Annotated in this window: 16 protein-coding genes and 1 riboswitch; of the genes, 14 read left to right on the top strand and 2 right to left on the bottom strand. The window is 73.7% G+C overall.

Features of this window, described 5'->3' with window-relative positions; genetic code table 11:
* Positions 1 to 67: 67 nt before the first annotated feature.
* From DQE82_RS16225 to DQE82_RS16200, 6 genes are all read left to right on the top strand, one after another.
* Positions 68 to 1,048, top strand: a complete 981-nt coding sequence (locus DQE82_RS16225; protein WP_113973136.1) for an AAA family ATPase — start codon at positions 68 to 70, stop codon at positions 1,046 to 1,048.
* Positions 1,049 to 1,142: 94 nt separating this feature from the next.
* A complete protein-coding gene (locus DQE82_RS16220; RefSeq protein WP_104114317.1) occupies positions 1,143 to 2,405 on the top strand; it encodes a cytochrome P450 in 1,263 nt (420 codons plus the stop codon).
* A gap of 42 nt (positions 2,406 to 2,447) precedes the next feature.
* Positions 2,448 to 3,008 (top strand): peptide deformylase, encoded by a 561-nt coding sequence (gene def / locus DQE82_RS16215; protein ID WP_043324943.1) that lies wholly within the window; start codon positions 2,448 to 2,450, stop codon positions 3,006 to 3,008.
* A 5-nt stretch (positions 3,009 to 3,013) separates the two neighbouring features.
* Positions 3,014 to 3,940 (top strand): methionyl-tRNA formyltransferase, encoded by a 927-nt coding sequence (gene fmt, locus DQE82_RS16210; RefSeq protein WP_113973403.1) that lies wholly within the window; start codon positions 3,014 to 3,016, stop codon positions 3,938 to 3,940.
* Positions 3,937 to 5,457, top strand: a complete 1,521-nt coding sequence (locus DQE82_RS16205) for an RsmB/NOP family class I SAM-dependent RNA methyltransferase (protein ID WP_113973135.1) — start codon at positions 3,937 to 3,939, stop codon at positions 5,455 to 5,457. The genes fmt and DQE82_RS16205 overlap by 4 nt, the downstream gene beginning before the upstream one ends.
* A gap of 223 nt (positions 5,458 to 5,680) precedes the next feature.
* Entirely contained in the window at positions 5,681 to 7,429 is a 1,749-nt protein-coding gene (locus tag DQE82_RS16200; RefSeq protein ID WP_064448499.1) for a M28 family peptidase, read from the top strand.
* Between the two features lie 43 nt (positions 7,430 to 7,472).
* Here DQE82_RS16200 and DQE82_RS16195 read toward each other — a convergent pair whose 3' ends face one another.
* The gene (locus tag DQE82_RS16195; protein ID WP_043324941.1) at positions 7,473 to 8,363 is read right to left on the bottom strand and encodes a septum formation family protein; all 891 of its coding nucleotides are present in this window, start codon (positions 8,361 to 8,363) and stop codon (positions 7,473 to 7,475) included.
* A gap of 76 nt (positions 8,364 to 8,439) precedes the next feature.
* On the bottom strand, positions 8,440 to 9,327 hold the full coding sequence (locus tag DQE82_RS16190) for a septum formation family protein (RefSeq protein WP_043324940.1): 888 nt from the start codon (positions 9,325 to 9,327) through the stop codon (positions 8,440 to 8,442).
* Between the two features lie 261 nt (positions 9,328 to 9,588).
* On the opposite strand from DQE82_RS16190, the gene rpe reads away from it, so the two are divergent.
* From rpe to DQE82_RS16150, 8 genes are all read left to right on the top strand, one after another.
* The gene (gene rpe / locus DQE82_RS16185; protein WP_043324939.1) at positions 9,589 to 10,269 is read left to right on the top strand and encodes a ribulose-phosphate 3-epimerase; all 681 of its coding nucleotides are present in this window, start codon (positions 9,589 to 9,591) and stop codon (positions 10,267 to 10,269) included.
* A gap of 1 nt (position 10,270) precedes the next feature.
* Positions 10,271 to 11,227: a response regulator gene (locus DQE82_RS16180; protein WP_043324938.1), complete on the top strand. Its 957-nt coding sequence runs from the start codon at positions 10,271 to 10,273 to the stop codon at positions 11,225 to 11,227.
* Between the two features lie 73 nt (positions 11,228 to 11,300).
* Positions 11,301 to 11,473: riboswitch (FMN riboswitch) on the top strand.
* A gap of 168 nt (positions 11,474 to 11,641) precedes the next feature.
* Entirely contained in the window at positions 11,642 to 12,703 is a 1,062-nt protein-coding gene (ribD, locus tag DQE82_RS16175) for a bifunctional diaminohydroxyphosphoribosylaminopyrimidine deaminase/5-amino-6-(5-phosphoribosylamino)uracil reductase RibD (protein WP_043324937.1), read from the top strand.
* Between the two features lies 1 nt (position 12,704).
* The gene (locus tag DQE82_RS16170; RefSeq protein WP_064448497.1) at positions 12,705 to 13,316 is read left to right on the top strand and encodes a riboflavin synthase; all 612 of its coding nucleotides are present in this window, start codon (positions 12,705 to 12,707) and stop codon (positions 13,314 to 13,316) included.
* Positions 13,316 to 14,011: a nicotinamide riboside transporter PnuC gene (pnuC, locus tag DQE82_RS16165; RefSeq protein WP_030502479.1), complete on the top strand. Its 696-nt coding sequence runs from the start codon at positions 13,316 to 13,318 to the stop codon at positions 14,009 to 14,011. Before DQE82_RS16170 ends, pnuC begins: the two co-directional genes overlap by 1 nt.
* Positions 14,008 to 15,273, top strand: a complete 1,266-nt coding sequence (locus tag DQE82_RS16160) for a bifunctional 3,4-dihydroxy-2-butanone-4-phosphate synthase/GTP cyclohydrolase II (protein WP_113973134.1) — start codon at positions 14,008 to 14,010, stop codon at positions 15,271 to 15,273. The genes pnuC and DQE82_RS16160 overlap by 4 nt, the downstream gene beginning before the upstream one ends.
* 4 nt (positions 15,274 to 15,277) lie before the next feature.
* Positions 15,278 to 15,775 carry a 6,7-dimethyl-8-ribityllumazine synthase gene (gene ribH, locus DQE82_RS16155; RefSeq protein ID WP_043324935.1) on the top strand — a complete coding sequence of 166 codons (498 nt, stop codon included), beginning with the start codon at positions 15,278 to 15,280 and terminating at the stop codon, positions 15,773 to 15,775.
* Positions 15,776 to 15,801: 26 nt separating this feature from the next.
* A complete protein-coding gene (locus tag DQE82_RS16150) occupies positions 15,802 to 16,083 on the top strand; it encodes a phosphoribosyl-ATP diphosphatase (RefSeq protein ID WP_197494977.1) in 282 nt (93 codons plus the stop codon).
* The last annotated feature ends 10 nt before the right edge of the window (positions 16,084 to 16,093 follow it).

The following is a 16,093-nucleotide window of genomic DNA, read 5'->3' as shown; positions in this document are numbered from 1 at the left end:
CCAGAGCACGTCGGGCCGACACGGATTCGATGTCGTCAGTCAGCCGGTGAGCAGGGGTGGACCAGTCGTGACCGTTCGTCAGTCGATCGTCTTCAACGGTGACCTCGGCAGTGGCAAGAGCACCGTGTCCGTCGAGATCGCCAAGCGGCTGGGGCTGCGCCGGGTCAGCGTCGGCGACCTCTACCGCCAGATGGCCCAGGAGCGGCAGATGACCGCTCTGCAGCTCAACCTGCACGCCGAGCTGGACCAGGCGGTCGACGGCTACGTCGACCAGCTCCAGCGCGACATCGCCGCCTCCGGCGAGTCGCTGGTCATGGACTCCCGCCTGGCCTGGCACTTCTTCACCGACGCGCTCAAGGTGCACATGATCACCGAGCCGACCGAGGCGGCCCGGCGCGTGCTGGCCCGCCCGTCCGGCCCGGCCGAGAGCTACACCTCGCTGGAGGAGGCGCGGACCAAGCTGCGCGAGCGCAGCGAGAGCGAGCGGGGCCGGTTCATCGTCCGCTACGGGGTCGACAAGGCCCGCCTGCGCAACTACGACCTGATCTGCGACACCACCCGGGCCAACCCGGAGCAGGTCATCCAGCACGTCATCGACGTCTACGAGGGCCGCCTCGGCGCGGACGTGCTGCGCGCCGGTCAGCCGCTGCTGCTGCTCGACCCGACCCGGGTCTACCCCACCGAGGACGTGTCCGCGCTGCGGGGCCTGTGGGACGCCGACCTCGCCGCCGAGCTGGCCGAGAGCGGTGAGGAGCCGGAGCCGCTGAGCATCGGCTACACCGGCGAGTACTTCTTCGTCGTCGACGGGCACCGGCGGCTCAGCTCGGCGGTGCGCGCCGGCCTGCCGATGGTCCCCGCCCGGCTGGTCGCCGAGGTGGACGAGCCGGTGGTCGGCGGGATGAGCGCCGTCGACTTCTTCACCACGCAGGCCCGGCCGGGGCTGATCCACGACTGGGAGGACGCCCACGGCATCACGCTGCCGCTGCCCGAGCACGCGCTGCTCGACGGCGGCCCGGTGCTGGCCGGGGAGCCGGGCGCGGGCGCCTGACCGCGGTGGATACCGCCGTCTCGCCGTGACGGGTTGACCACCCTCGGGCGGCGCGGAGCATGATGGGGGTCTCCGACGCCTGGGGAGGCGGACCGTGGATCCTGCCGACGCGCTCGCGCTGCTGATGTCCCCCGAGGGTCGTGTCGACCCCTACCCGACGTACGAGCTGCTGCGCGCGCACGGCCCGGTGGTCCAGGCCGGCCCGGTCTTCTTCGTGGTCACCGGGTACGCCGAGGCCGACGCGATCCTGCGCGACGCCCGGTTCGGGGTGCTGGACGACGCGCTGCGCGACCAGTTCATGCCCGGCTGGCGGGAGAGCCCGGCGATTCTGTCGATCTCCCGGTCGATGCTGCGCACCAACCCGCCCGACCACAGCCGGATGCGGCGGCTGGCGGCGGGCGCGTTCACCCCGCGCCGGATCGCCGCCATGCACGACGTGGTGCGGGCGCAGGCCGACGAGCTGGTCGACGCGATGCTCGCCGCCGAGGGGCCGGTCGACTTCATGGCCGGGTTCGCGTACCCGCTGCCGGTCGGGGTGATCTGCGCGCTGCTCGGCGTGCCGGCGGCGGACCGGCCGTTGTTCCGGCGCTGGGCCACCGACCTGACCGGCGTGCTGGAACCGGAGATCACCGAAGAGGAGCTGGCGGTCGCCGACCGGGGCGCGAGCGAGTTGCGCGCCTACTTCACCGAGCTGGTGTCGGCGCGCCGCCGGGCGCCGGCCGACGACCTGACCAGCGCGCTGGTGCAGGCGCACGACGGCGGTGACCGGCTCTCCGGCGACGAGTTGCTGGCCAACCTGATCGTGCTGCTGGTGGCCGGCTTCGAGACCACCACCAACCTGCTCGGCAACGGCCTGGTGGCGCTGCTGGAGCACCCGCGCGCGGCGGCGACGCTGGCCGAGCACCCGGAGTTCGCCCCCGGGTACGTCGACGAGCTGCTGCGCTACGACTCGCCGGTGCAGCTCACGTCCCGGATGAGCACCGCGCCGGCCCGGTACGGCGACGTCGACCTGCCGCCGGAGAGCTGGGTGATCGTGATGCTCGGCGCGGCCAACCGTGATCCGCGCCGCTATCCGGAGCCGGCGCGCTTCGACCCGTGGCGTCCGCAGGTCCACCCGCTGTCCTTCGGCGCCGGGCCGCACTACTGCCTCGGCGCGGCGCTGGCCCGGCTGGAGGCGCAGGTGGCGTTCCCGCTGCTGCTGCGCCGGCTGCCCGGCCTCGCCGTGGCGGGCCGGCCCGAGCGGCGCGTCCGGCTCACGCTTCGTGGTCACGCCACGCTGCCGGTGCGCGTCGGCCGGGAGGCGTCCCCGGTCACCGTTCCCGGTACGCCACCCGGGGCGGCCGGGCCGACTCCGTAGACTGGACGCGCATCGTTCGACCCAGACAAGGAGCCACGCCGAGTGACCGTCCAGCCCATCCGTCTGTTCGGCGATCCGGTGCTGCGCACGCCGGCCGACCCGGTCGTCGACTTCGACGCCGAGCTGCGCAAGCTGATCGCCGACCTGACCGACACGATGCGCGAGCAGAGCGGCGCCGGCCTCGCCGCGCCGCAGCTCGGGGTGGGCCTGCGGGTGTTCACCTTCGACGTCGACGACGTCCTCGGCCACCTGGTCAACCCGGTGCTGGAGTTCCCCGACGAAGAGGAGCAGGACGGCCCGGAGGGCTGCCTGTCCATCCCCGGGCTCTACTTCGACACCAAGCGCCGGCAGAACGTGATCGCCAAGGGCTTCAACGGCTACGGCGACCCGTTGCAGATCGTCGGCACCGGCCTGATGGCCCGCTGCGTGCAGCACGAGACCGACCACCTCGACGGCGTGCTCTTCGTCGACCGGCTCGACCCGGCCGGCCGCAAGGAGGCCATGAAGGCGATCCGGCAGGCCGAGTGGTACGACCAGGCCGCCCCGCCCACGGTCAAGCTCAGCCCGCACGCCGCCGGCAACCCGTTCGGCCTGGGCCGGTGACCCGGATGCGCCTGGTCTTCGCCGGCACGCCGGCCGTCGCCGTACCGGCCCTGGACGCGATCGCCGCCTCCGGGCACGAACTGCTCGCCGTGGTCACCCGCCCCGACGCCCCGGCCGGGCGCGGCCGGGGGCTGGTCCGCTCGCCCGTGGGCGCGTGGGCCGACGCGCACGGCGTCGAGGTGCTTACCCCGGCCCGCCCGCGCGAGCCGGAGTTCCTCGACCGGCTGCGCGAGCTGGCGCCGGACTGCGTACCGGTGGTCGCCTACGGCGCGCTGGTGCCGCCGGTGGCGCTGGAGATCCCCCGGCACGGCTGGATCAACCTGCACTTCTCGTTGCTGCCCGCCTGGCGTGGCGCGGCGCCGGTCCAGCACGCCGTGCTGCACGGCGACGAGGTGACCGGGGCCAGCGTCTTCGAGCTGGAGGAGGGGCTGGACACCGGCCCGGTCTACGGCACGGTCACCGACGAGATCCGCCCGTCCGACACCTCCGGCGACCTGCTGGAGCGGCTCGCGCACTCCGGCGCCGGGCTGCTGGTCGCGGTGCTCGACGCGATCGGCGCCGGCACCGCCCGCGCCGTGCCGCAGCCGGTCGACGGCGTCTCGCTCGCCCCGAAGCTGACGGTGGAGGACGCCCGGGTCCGTTGGGGCGACCCCGCGTTCGCGGTGGACCGGCGCGTCCGCGCCTGCACTCCCGCGCCCGGCCCGTGGACGACGTTCCGCGACGACCGGGTCAAGCTCGGTCCGGTCACGCCGGTGGCCGACGGCCCGGAGCTGAAGCCGGGGGAGCTGCACGTGGCGAAGTCCGGTGTGCTCGTCGGCACCGCCACCACGCCGGTGCGCCTCGGCGAGGTGCGCGCCGCAGGCAAGAAGGCCATGCCCGCCGGCGACTGGGCGCGCGGCGCCCGGGTCACCGCCGGCGAGGTGTTCGCGTGACGGGGCCGTCGCGCGAGGACCGGCCCGTCGAGGGCGAGCGTCAGCGGGGGTACGGCGACCGGCAGCGTTCCGACCGGCAGCGCTCCGAGCGGCCCGGCGGCGACCGGCGCGGCGGGGACCGGTTCGGTGGCGACCGGCGCGGCGGGCGTCCGGTCCGTCCGGCCGTGGACCTGCCCCGGCAGATCGCCTACGAGGCGATCGCGGCGGTGCACCGCGACGACGCGTACGCCAACCTGGTGCTCCCGGCGATGCTGCGCGAGGCGGGTCTGACCGGCCGGGACGCCGCGTTCGCCACCGAGCTGACCTACGGCACGCTGCGGCACACCGGCACGCTCGACGCGATCGTGACCGACGCGGCCGGGCGGGACGTGCAGCGCATCGACCCGCCGGTGCGCGACGCGCTGCGGCTCGGGGCGTACCAGATCCTGCACATGCGGGTGCCCGCGCACGCCGCGGTGTCGTCCACCGTGGACCTGGTCCGGTCGGTGGGGCCGGGCGCGACCGGGTTCGCCAACGCGGTGCTGCGGGAGATCACCAGCCGGGACGCCGACGCCTGGGTGGCCAAGCTCGCCCCGGCGCAGGAGACCGACCCGGTCGGGCACCTCGCGCTGGCGTACAGCCATCCGCAGTGGATCGTGCGGTCGTTCGCCGAGGCGCTCGGCGGCGACATGGGCGAGACGACCCGGCTGCTCATCGAGGACAACGAGCGCCCGCCGGTGCACCTGTGCGCCCGGCCGGGCCTGGCCGACCCGGTGGCGCTGGCCGACGAGGTGGGCGGCGCGCCCGGCGCGTTCTCGCCGTACGCGGTCTATCTGCCCGGCGGCGCGCCGGGCGACCTGGCGGCGGTGGCCGACGGCCGCGCGCACGTGCAGGACGAGGGCTCCCAGCTGGTGGCGGACGCGCTGGCGGCGGCGCCGCTGGACGGCCCGGACGGCCGGTGGCTGGATCTGTGCGCCGGTCCGGGCGGCAAGTCCGGTCTGCTCGGCGCGCTGGCCGCGACGCGGGGCGCGCGGCTGACGGCGGTCGAGGTGGCCGAGCACCGGGCGCGGCTGGTGGAGCAGGCCACCCGTGGGCTGCCGGTGACCGTGCTGAACACCGACGGGCGCAGCGTGGGCAGCGACCCGAAGCTGCCGGAGGGGCACTTCGACCGGGTGCTCGTCGACGCGCCGTGCACCGGGCTGGGCGCGCTGCGCCGCCGGCCGGAGGCGCGATGGCGTCGCCAGCCGTCGGACCTGCCGCCGCTGACCCGGTTGCAGCGTGAGCTGCTGACCGCCGCGTTGCGGGCGGCCCGGCCGGGTGGCCTGGTCGCGTACGTGACGTGTTCGCCGCACGTGGTGGAGACGCACGTGACGGTGACCGAGGCGGCCCGGCGCTGCGGCCTCGGCGTCGATTTCGTCGACGCGCGGCCGCTGCTGCCGGCCGGCATGCCGGGCCTGGGGGACGGCCCCACGGTGCAGCTGTGGCCGCACCGTCACGGCACCGACGCCATGTTCCTGGCGGTCCTGCGCCGGAACTGACCCACCTCTCGCAGTCGACCAAGGAGTTCGTGTCCGCCGTGCCCGGACACGAACTCCTTGCTCGTCATGCGGAGAAATGGGGAGCGATGGAGCGTGTGCGGCATCCCGGTGGGGGAGGGGGCCGGTGGGATGTGACAGCCCGTTGACTGTCCGATCGATGCATGTAACTGTTTCGACCACCGGTCCCGGCACCCCGCCCGCCGAACCCCCACGAGGAGTCTCCATGAGACGCAGAACGCCGACCACGAGCCTCGCGCTCGCCCTCGTCGCCACCCTGACGACGGCGAGCCTGGCCGGCACCGCCTCCGCCGCCCCCGCGCCGGCCGCCGCCCCCGCCCCGGCGATCGCCGCGCTCGCCGCGCCGGACGTCTCCCTCAGCAACATCCAGGCCCACCTCACCCAGTTCAACTCCATCGCCACCAGCAACGGCGGCAACCGGCGCGCCGGCTCGGCCGGCTACACCGCGTCGGTCAACTACGTGAAGGGCAAGCTCCAGGCGGCCGGCTACACGGTCACCGAGCAGAACTGCTCCACCTGCACCTACCCGGGCAACAACCTGATCGCCGAGTGGCCGCAGGGCCCGTCGGACCAGGTCGTCATGTTCGGCGCGCACCTGGACGGCGTGGCCGCCGGGCCGGGCATCAACGACAACGCCTCCGGCTCGTCGGTGCTGCTGGAGAACGCGCTGGTGCTGGCCGCGCAGAACCCGACCATGACCAAGCGGGTCCGGTTCGCCTGGTGGAACGGCGAGGAGCAGGGCCTGCAGGGCTCCAAGCACTACGTCAACCAGCTCAGCTCCACCCAGCGCGGCTACATCAAGGGCTACTACAACTTCGACATGGTCGGCTCGCCCAACGGCGGCTACTTCATCAACCGGATCACCTCGGCCACCGCGGCGCCGCTGAAGGCGTACTGGGACTCGTTCGGCATCTCGCCGGAGGAGAACACCGAGGGTCAGGGCCGCTCCGACGACTACTCGTTCGCCAACGCCGGCATCCAGACCTCCGGCTACGCGGCGGGCGCCAGCTACACCAAGACGTCGGCGCAGGCCAGCAAGTGGGGCGGCACCGCCGGCGCGGCGTACGACGGCTGCTACCACCGCTCCTGCGACAACACCAGCAACATCAACACGACCATCCTGAACCGGGCCGCGGACGGCGTCGCGTACACGATCTGGGCGCTCGCGGTCGGCGGCGGCACACCCGCCAACGACTTCTCCGTCTCGGTGAGCCCCACCTCCGGCAGCGTCGCCCGGGGCGGCTCCACCACCGCCACCGTCAGCACCGCCACCACCTCCGGCAGCGCGCAGACCGTGGCGCTGTCCGCCAGTGGCGCCCCGAGCGGCGTGTCGGTGAGCTTCAGCCCGTCCTCGGTCACCTCGGGCGGCTCGTCCACCATGACCGTCAGCGCCTCGTCGACGGCCACCACCGGCACGTTCACGCTCACCGTGACCGGCACCGGCTCGGCCACCCGCACCGCCAGCTACACGATCACCGTGACCGGCGGGAGCGGCGGCTGCACCGGCGGCCAGCTCATCGGCAACAGCAGCTTCGAGTCCGGCACCACGCCGTGGACGGCCAGCTCCGGCGTGATCACCAACAGCTCCAGCCAGGCGGCCCGCACCGGGTCGTACAAGGCGTGGCTGAACGGGTACGGCTCCTCGCGTACCGACACGCTGTCCCAGTCGGTCACGCTGCCGTCCGGGTGCAGCAGCTACACGTTCTCGTTCTGGCTGCACATCGACTCGGCCGAGACGACCAGCTCGACCGCGTACGACAAGCTCACCGTGCAGGTCGGCTCGACCACGCTGGCCACGTACTCGAACCTGAACAAGGCCACCGGCTACACCCAGCGCACCTTCAACCTGGCCGCGTACGCCGGGCAGACGGTCACGCTGAAGTGGACCGGGGTCGAGGACTCCTCGTTGCAGACCAGCTTCGTCGTGGACGACGTGACGCTGCAGGTCGGCTGAGCGGACACGGGCGGGGTGGGCGCCGGCCCGCCCCGCCCGTGGCTCAGGTGATCGGCAGCGCCTTGGCGCCCGCGCCCTTCACCGAGCGGGTCAGCGTCCGGTCGGAGACCCAGAGGAAGCACTGCACGCCCCGGTCGCCGTCGCGCCACTGCTCCGCGTACGGGTGGTAGATGATGGTGCCGGCCCGGTACTGCATGTTGCCGTCGTCGGGCAGCTTCGCGTACTTGGCGATCAGCCCGCGGCACGCCTTGTGCGTACGCAGCGGCGTGCGCTCGAACTCGGCGTAGCTGATGTCCGGCGCCTGGTAGACGCCGACGAACTCGGCGTGGTGCTTCGCGGTGCAGGCCACCGGCCGCATCTCCTGCACGTCGTCCTTGCTCATCTTCGGGTTGAAGCAGCCCAGCGCCAGCTTCGAGCCGGGCTTCAGCGCGCCCCGCAGGCTGCCGGTGCGCTCGGCCACGTCGCCCTGATCCAGGTCGGTCACCTCGGCGACGTCGCAGCGGTACCAGCGGGCCCCGCCGGACCAGGCGAGCGCCGAGGGGAAGACCACCGACAGCCGCAGCCGCCCGGAGCGCCAGTCCCCGCCGAGGGCCTGGGTGACCTGGCGGGCGCAGTCGCCGTGCGCGGCGCGCATACCGGCCGAGCCGGTGCGCGGCGGGGCGGAGCGCTCCGCCTCCGGGCCGCTCATCGTGCCGACGTGCAGCGTCTCGGCGCGGTGGGTGGCGGCGCAGTCGACCGGCTGGTAGCCGCTGAGGTAGCCGACGTCGGCGACGGTGGGGTGACAGGCCCCGGTGCTCGGCACGAAGCCGACCGGCGCGGCGAACGCGGGCCAGTCGTCGGTCAGGTCGCGGTCCACTCCGGCCGGCGCGGCGCAGCCGCCGAGCGCCAGCGCCGCCACCGTTGACACGGTGACCGCCACCCACAAACGCCGCATCGCGACAGACCTCCCCGTGCGTCCGGAGCCGACCGGCCCCCCGGTACGCCTCGGCGGTGCAGCATACGGCAGCCGATCAGGTCACCGGGAGCCCCTCGGGACCGGCACCGCGCACCGATCGGTTGAGCTTGCGGTCGTCGCTCCACAGGAAACAACGCACCCCCCGGTCGCCCTCCTCCCACTCCCGCTGCGACGGTGGGTAGTAGATGGACCCGGCCCGGTACGGCAGTTCGGCGTTGTCCGGCACCTCGGCGAACTGGGCGATCAGCGTCATGCAGCGCCGGTGCGTGGCGGGCGCGCCCTTGGTGAACTCCGCCCAGCTCATGTCGCGTTCCTCGTACACGCCGACGAACTCCGCGCGGTGCGGCTCGGTGCAGAGCACCGGGGCCATGTAGTTGAGGTTCTTGCCGATCAGCTTCGGGTCGAAGCACCTGTGCACGAGCGGGTTGTCGCCGACCAGCGCGCCGCGCAGGCTGCCGACCCGGTTGATCGGACGGGTGTTGTCGATGCTGTCGGTCTCGGCCAGGTCGCAGCGGAACCAGCGCGCGCCGGCGCCCCAGGCGGCCACAGTCGGCAGCGCGATGTTCAGCGTGAGCCGGGCGGCGTGCCAGTCCCCGCCGATCATCTCCCGGGCGCTCCGGTCGCACTCGGCGCGCGCGGTCCGCAGCGCCGGGGTGCCCGGCTCGGGGCGGTCGCCGAGCGTCTCCGGCCCGGTGAACGTGCCGACGTGCACCGTCTCGGCCAGGTGGCTGCCCGCGCAGTCGACGGTCTCGTACGTGGCGGCGGCCACCACCGTGGTGAGCCGGGGCAGGCACGCGTCTGTCGCCGGTACGAACAGCCGCGGCGCCGGCAGCGCCGCCCAGTCGTCGATCAGGTCGCCATCGGCCCGGTGTGTCTGAGCGCAGCCGGCGAGCACCGCAGTCGCGGCGCCGGCCAGCGCGAGCACGTGGAGCCACCGTCGCATCGTCCGCCCCTTCCGGGAGAGATGGCAGCCGGTCGCCATAGGCCCGACCGGCGTCCCCCGCGCCCGGGCGTGCAGCATACGTGACCGTCCCTGTAGGAGTTTCGTCATCTTTCAATCGATCGGCTAGTCACCGACGACTATTCGTGCCATTTTCCGCTCCGGACGGCCCGATGGTGCACCACGGGTGACGGAAGGCTCACCACCTGTCGCTCCGGGAGCCGTGCCGCGACCTCCGGATCACCGCGTTCGTACACTGGCCCGGTGACCGTACCGCCGCCGATCGTCGCGCCGAGCATCCTGGCCGCCGATTTCGCCCGCCTCGCCGACGAGGTCCGTGCCGTGGAGCCCGCCGCCGACTGGCTGCACGTCGACGTCATGGACAACCACTTCGTGCCCAACCTGACCATCGGGCTGCCGGTGGTGCAGAGCCTGCGCGCCGTGACCGAGATCCCGTTCGACGTGCATCTGATGATCACCGATCCGCGCCGCTGGGCGCCCGGGTACGCCGACGCCGGGGCGTACAACGTCACGTTCCATGCCGAGGCGTGCGACGACCCGGTGGCGCTCGCGAAGGATCTGCGCTCGGCCGGGGCGAAGGCGGGCCTGGCGATCGACCGGGACACCCCGATCGAGCCGTACCTGGAGCTGCTGCCGAGCTTCGACACGCTGCTGATCATGACGATCAAGGCCGGTTTCGGCGGCCAGCGGTTCCTGCCGCAGCTGCTGGACAAGGTGCGCGCCGCCCGCCGGCACGTCGACAGCGGCCACCTGGAGCTGCGCATCGAGGTCGACGGCGGCATCGCCGCGGACACCATCGAGCAGGCCGCCGCGGCCGGGGCCGACGCGTTCGTCGCGGGCACCGCCGTCTACGGCGCCGACGATCCCGCGGAGGCGGTACGCCGCCTGCGGGGCCTGGCGGAACGTGCGATGACCGGGGCCTGAGATGGACGCGGCCGGCGAGCGCCCCGACGTCATCCTGGTCGTCGACGACGACGAGGACATCGCCCGCTTCGTCGAGTTCAACCTGCGCCTGCACGGTTTCGAGGTGCTGCACGCCAGTGACGGCCAGGAGGCGCTGGAGATCATCGAGCGGCAGCGGCCCGACCTGGCGGTGGTGGACCTGATGATGCCGCGCGTCGACGGCCTGGAGCTGACCCGGCGGCTGCGCGCCGACCCGATGACCTCCGCGCTGCCGGTGATCATGCTGACCGCCAAGGGGATGACCCAGGACAAGGTCAACGGGCTCAGCGTCGGCGCCGACGACTACCTGGTCAAGCCGTTCGACACGCTGGAGCTGGTGGCCCGGGTCAACTCCACGCTGCGGCGCAACAAGGAGTTCCGCGAGGTCTCGCCGCTGACCGGCCTGCCCGGCAACAGCCGGATCCGGCGGGAGATCAGCGACCGGGTCCGCAACGGCGTCGACTACGCCGTGGGCTACATCGACATCGACCGGTTCAAGAGCGTCAACGACCGGTACGGCTTCGTGCGCGGCGACGAGTTCATCTCGGCGCTGGCCCGCAGCCTGCACCGGGCGGTGGTGTCGATCGGGCTGCCGCCGGCGTTCCTCGGGCACGTCGGCGGCGACGACTTCGTGATCGTCTGCGCGCCCAGCCAGGTCCGGCCGCTGACCAGCCGGGCCGTTGTCGACTTCGAGAAGGCCGCGGACGCGCTCTACGACGCCACCGACCGGGAACGCGGCTTCGTCGAGCTGAAGGACCGGCGCGGCAACATCCGCCGCGCCGCGCTCGTCACGCTCTCCATCGGGGTGTCGCTGTCCGATTCCGGCAAGCGGTTCACCGACCCGCTGGAGGCCATCGCGGTGGCCTCGGAGATGAAGACGGTGGCCAAGAGCCAGCCCGGCTCGTACGTGGCGGTGGACCGCCGGCGCGGCGTCACCTGAGCGCTCCTGTGAGGTAGCTCGCCTCTGTGGCGCGCACCCGGCCGGAACGTGTAAGACTTCCCGTATACCCACCACGCGCTGGCGGGGCTCGGTGAAATTCCGAACCGGCGGTGATCCACGGTCCGACCGTGGTAAGCCCGCGACCCGGACGGCTTCGGCCGGACGGTGGACCTGGTGAGAATCCGGGGCCGACGGTTGGGGTGCGGCTCGTCCGCCCCCAGACAGTCCGGATGGGAGACAGCGCGCGGAACGGGGGAGGCCCCTGCCGGCCGCTGAGCACCCTCAGCCGCCGCGTGGGCTCCCCGGGGTCGGCGACGCCGTCCCCGGGTTCTCCGCCGCCGCGTGTCCGCGGCTTTGTGGCCGCTGCTCCCGAACCCGCCCGCGCGCGACCGGCGAGCGGGAGGACAGACGGCCATGGCGAGCGTCTCCGTCGACGAGGCGATGCGTCGTGCCATCGAACTGGCCGCGCGCGGCCTCGGCGCCACCAGCCCCAACCCGGTCGTCGGCTGCGTGCTGCTCGACACCGACGGCGAGGTCGTCGGCGAGGGCTTCCACGCCTACGCCGGCGGCCCGCACGCCGAGATCGTCGCGCTGGCCCAGGCCGGCGCCCGCGCCCGCGGCGGCACCGCTGTGGTCACCCTGGAGCCCTGCGACCACACCGGCCGCACCGGCCCCTGCAGCCACGCGCTCATCGCCGCCGGGGTGGCCCGCGTCGTGGTCGCCGTGCCCGACCCCAACCCGGTCGCCTCCGGCGGCGCGGCCACGCTGCGCGCCGCCGGGGTCCAGGTGACCCTCGGGGTACGCGCCCAGGAAGCCGAGGCCGGCAACGTCGCCTGGCTCACCTCGATGCGCCGGGGCTGGCCGTACCTGATCTGGAAGTACGCGGCCACGCTCGACGGGCGCTCGGCCGCCGCCGACGGCACCAGCATGTGGATCACCTCCGAGGCGGCCCGGATCGACGTGCACGCGCTGCGCGGCACCGTCGACGCGGTGCTCGCCGGGGTGGGCACCGTGCTCACCGACGACCCCCGGCTCACCGCCCGCAACCTGCGCGACGGCACCCTGGCCATCCGGCAGCCGCTGCGGGTGGTGGTGGACAGCTCGGGGCGTACCCCGGCCGAGGCCCGGGTCCGCGACGGTGCCGCCCGCACCTGGGTGGCCACCGCCGCGGAGGTCGGCGCCGGGCCGGACGGCCGGGTCGACCTGGCGGCGCTGCTCGCGGAGCTGCACCACCGCGGCGTGCGGGCCGCGTTGCTGGAGGGCGGGCCGACGCTGGCCGGCGCGTTCCTCGCCGCCGGCCTGGTCGACAAGATCGTCGGGTACGTCGCGCCGAAGCTGCTCGGCGCCGGCCCGACCGCGCTGCTCGACGCCGGCGTGAGCACCATCGCCGACGCCATCGATCTGGAGATCACCGACGTTACGCGGGTCGGTCCCGACCTGCGGATCACCGCGCTGCCCCGGAAGAGGGAGGCCTGACATGTTCACCGGCATCGTCGAGGAGCTGGGCGAGATCGTCCGGAGCACCGAGACCGGCGACGACTCCGCCCTGGTCGCCATCCGTGGCCCGCTCGTCACCTCGGACGCCCGGCACGGCGACTCCATCGCGGTGAACGGGGTCTGCCTGACCGTTGTCGACGTCGACGGCGGGGTGTTCACCGCCGACGTGATGGGCGAGACGCTGCGCCGCACCGCGCTGGGGGCGCTGCGCCCCGGCGACCCGGTCAACCTGGAACGCGCCGCCGCGCTCAACAGCCGCCTCGGCGGGCACCTGGTGCAGGGCCACGTCGACGGCGTCGGCGAGATCGTCGCCCGGGAGCCGGCCGCGCAGTGGGAGACGGTCCGGTTCCGGCTGCCCGACGGGCTGGCCCGGTACGTGGTGGAGAAGGGCTCGATCACCGTCGACGGCGTGTCGCTTACCGTCGCCGAGGCGGGCGACGACTGGTTCTCGGTCGGCCTGATCCCCACCACGCTCAAGCTCACCGTGCTCGGCACGAAGCAGGTCGGCGACCCGGTCAACCTGGAGGTCGACGTGCTGGCCAAGTACGTCGAACGGCTGCTCGGCGACCGCGGCGCGGGAAGCGTGCGGTGATGGGCCCGCTCGGCTGGCTGCTCGACGCCCAGGTGCACGTGGCCGGCTCGCCGGTGCTGGTCCGGGAGATCGTCGGCAACGGCTTCGGGCTCGCCTCGGCGCTGCTCGGACTGCGCCGGGTGGTGTGGGCCTGGCCGGTCGGCATGATCGGCAACGCGCTGCTGCTCACCGTGTTCCTCGGCGGCGTCTTCGTCACCCCGCAGGCGCACGACCTCTACGGCCAGGCCGGCCGGCAGGTCTTCTTCTTCGCCGTCAGCGTGTACGGCTGGTGGCGCTGGTCGCGCAACCGGCGTGCCGGTGGCGGGGACGAGCCGGCCGTGGTGCCGCGCTGGGCCACCTGGCCGGAGCGGCTCGGCCTGCTCGTGGCCGCCGTCGTCGGCACCGCCGCCGCGTACCCGGTGCTCGCCGCGCTCGGCTCGTGGGGGCCGCTGCCTGATGCCTGGATCCTGGTCGGCAGCCTGCTCGCCACGTACGGCATGGCCCGCGGCTGGGTCGAGTTCTGGCTGATCTGGATCGCCGTCGACGCGGTCGGCGTACCGCTGCTGCTGCGCGGCGGCTTCTACCCGTCGGCCGCCATGTACCTGGTCTACGGCGCGTTCTGCGCGGCCGGCCTGTACAGCTGGTGGCGCACCTCCCGGGCCGTCGCGACCGCGCCCGCCCCGATCCCGGCGACGTACTCGGAGGCAGTGGCATGACCACTTTCGGATCGATCGAGCAGGCGGTGGCGGACATCGCCGCCGGGCGCCCCGTGGTCGTGGTCGACGACGAGGACCGCGAGAACGAGGGCGACCTGATCTTCGCGGCCGAGCTGGCCACCCCGGAGCTGGTCGCGTTCATGGTCCGCTACACCTCCGGCTACATCTGCGTGCCGCTGACCGAGGACGAGTGCGACCGGCTCGACCTGCCGCCGATGCACCACACCAACCAGGACCGGCGCGGCACCGCATACACCGTGACGGTGGACGCCCGGGAGGGCGTCAGCACCGGCATCTCGGCCGCCGACCGGTCGCACACCATCCGGCTGCTCGCCGACGCCGCCACCGACCCGACCGACCTGGCCCGGCCCGGCCACGTGGTGCCGCTGCGCGCCCGCGCCGGCGGGGTGCTGCGTCGACCCGGGCACACCGAGGCGGCGGTGGACCTGACCCGGATGGCCGGGCTGCGCCCGGCCGGGGTGCTGTGCGAGCTGGTGAACGACGACGGCACCATGATGCGCCTGCCGGACCTGGAGAAGTTCTGCGCCGAGCACGGCCTGACGCTGGTCACCATCGCGGATCTGATCGCCTACCGGCGGCGTACCGAGAAGCAGGTCGAGCTGGCCGCCGAGGCCCGGATGCCCACCCCGTACGGCGTGTTCAAGGCGCTCGGCTACCGCGCCGAGCACGACCCGGCCGAGCACGTCGCGCTGGTCATGGGCGACCTCGGCGACGGGCGGGACGTGCTGGTGCGGGTGCACTCCGAGTGCCTCACCGGCGACGTGTTCGGCTCGCTGCGCTGCGACTGCGGGCCGCAGTTGCAGGCCGCGCTGGCCCGGGTCGCGGCCGAGGGCCGCGGCGTGGTCCTCTACGTGCGCGGGCACGAGGGCCGGGGCATCGGCCTGCTGCACAAGCTGCAGGCGTACCAGCTCCAGGACCAGGGCCGCGACACCGTGGACGCGAACCTCGACCTGGGCCTGCCGGCGGACGCCCGCGACTACGGCACCGGCGCGCAGATCCTCTACGACCTGGGCGTCCGCTCGATGCGGCTGCTGACGAACAACCCGGCCAAGCGGGCCGGGCTGGAGGGGTACGGGCTCACCGTGACCGGCCGGGAGGGGCTGCCCGTGCGGTCCAACCCGGAGAACGTGCGCTACCTGCGCACCAAGCGGGACCGGATGGGTCACCTGCTGGACGGACTGGACGAGGTGACCGAGGCGCCGATGGGCCGCCCGGTCGCCGGTGACGAGATCGGAGCGTAGGGCGATGGCGGGTTTCGGGGAGCCGGGCGTGAGCGCGGTGGACGCCGCCGGCATGACTGTCGGCGTGGTGGCCGCCCGCTGGCACGGCGAGCTGACCGACCACATGACCGAGCGGGCGGTGGCCGCCGCGCAGGCGTGCGGGGCGCGGGCCGTGGTGGCCCGGGTGGCAGGCTCGGTGGAGCTGCCGGTGGTGGCCCAGGCGATGGCCCGCCGCTTCGACGTGGTGGTCGCGCTCGGCGTCGTGGTACGCGGCGCGACGGCGCACTTCGACTACGTCTGCCAGTCGGTCACCGAGGGGCTGACCCGGGTGGCGCTGGACGAGGGCAAGCCGGTGGCGCACGGGGTGCTGACGGTGGACACCGTCGAGCAGGCCCGGGACCGGGCCGGGCTGCCCGGCTCGGCCGAGGACAAGGGCTGGTCGGCGACGGTGGCCGCGCTGGACGCCGCCCTCGCGATTCGCGGCCTGGACGCCCAGTCCGCCCACCGCGTCGGCTTCGCCTGACCCACCCGGCCCGTCACCAGCAGCGGCTGGAAGAATCGCCTTCCGTGAAGACGTTCGAGGAGTTGTTCGCCGAGCTGCAGGCCAAGGCCGCCGCCGGCACCCCGGGCTCGGGCACGGTCGACGCGCTCGCGAAGGGCGTGCACTTCATCGGCAAGAAGGTCGTCGAGGAGGCGGCCGAGTCGTGGATGGCCGCCGAGCACGAGGGCCCGGAGCGGGCCGCCGAGGAGATCTCCCAGCTGCTCTACCAGGCGCAGGTGCTGATGCTCGCCACCGGTCTGGAACTGAAGGACGTCTACCGACATCTGTGAGTGCCCGTCC

Origin of the sequence: Micromonospora sp. LHW51205, assembly GCF_003315815.1 — a bacterium.
Taxonomy (GTDB): Bacteria; Actinomycetota; Actinomycetes; order Mycobacteriales; family Micromonosporaceae; genus Micromonospora; species Micromonospora chalcea.
Note: the sequence above shows the minus strand (reverse complement) of the source record. Positions and strands in the feature narration are given on the sequence as shown.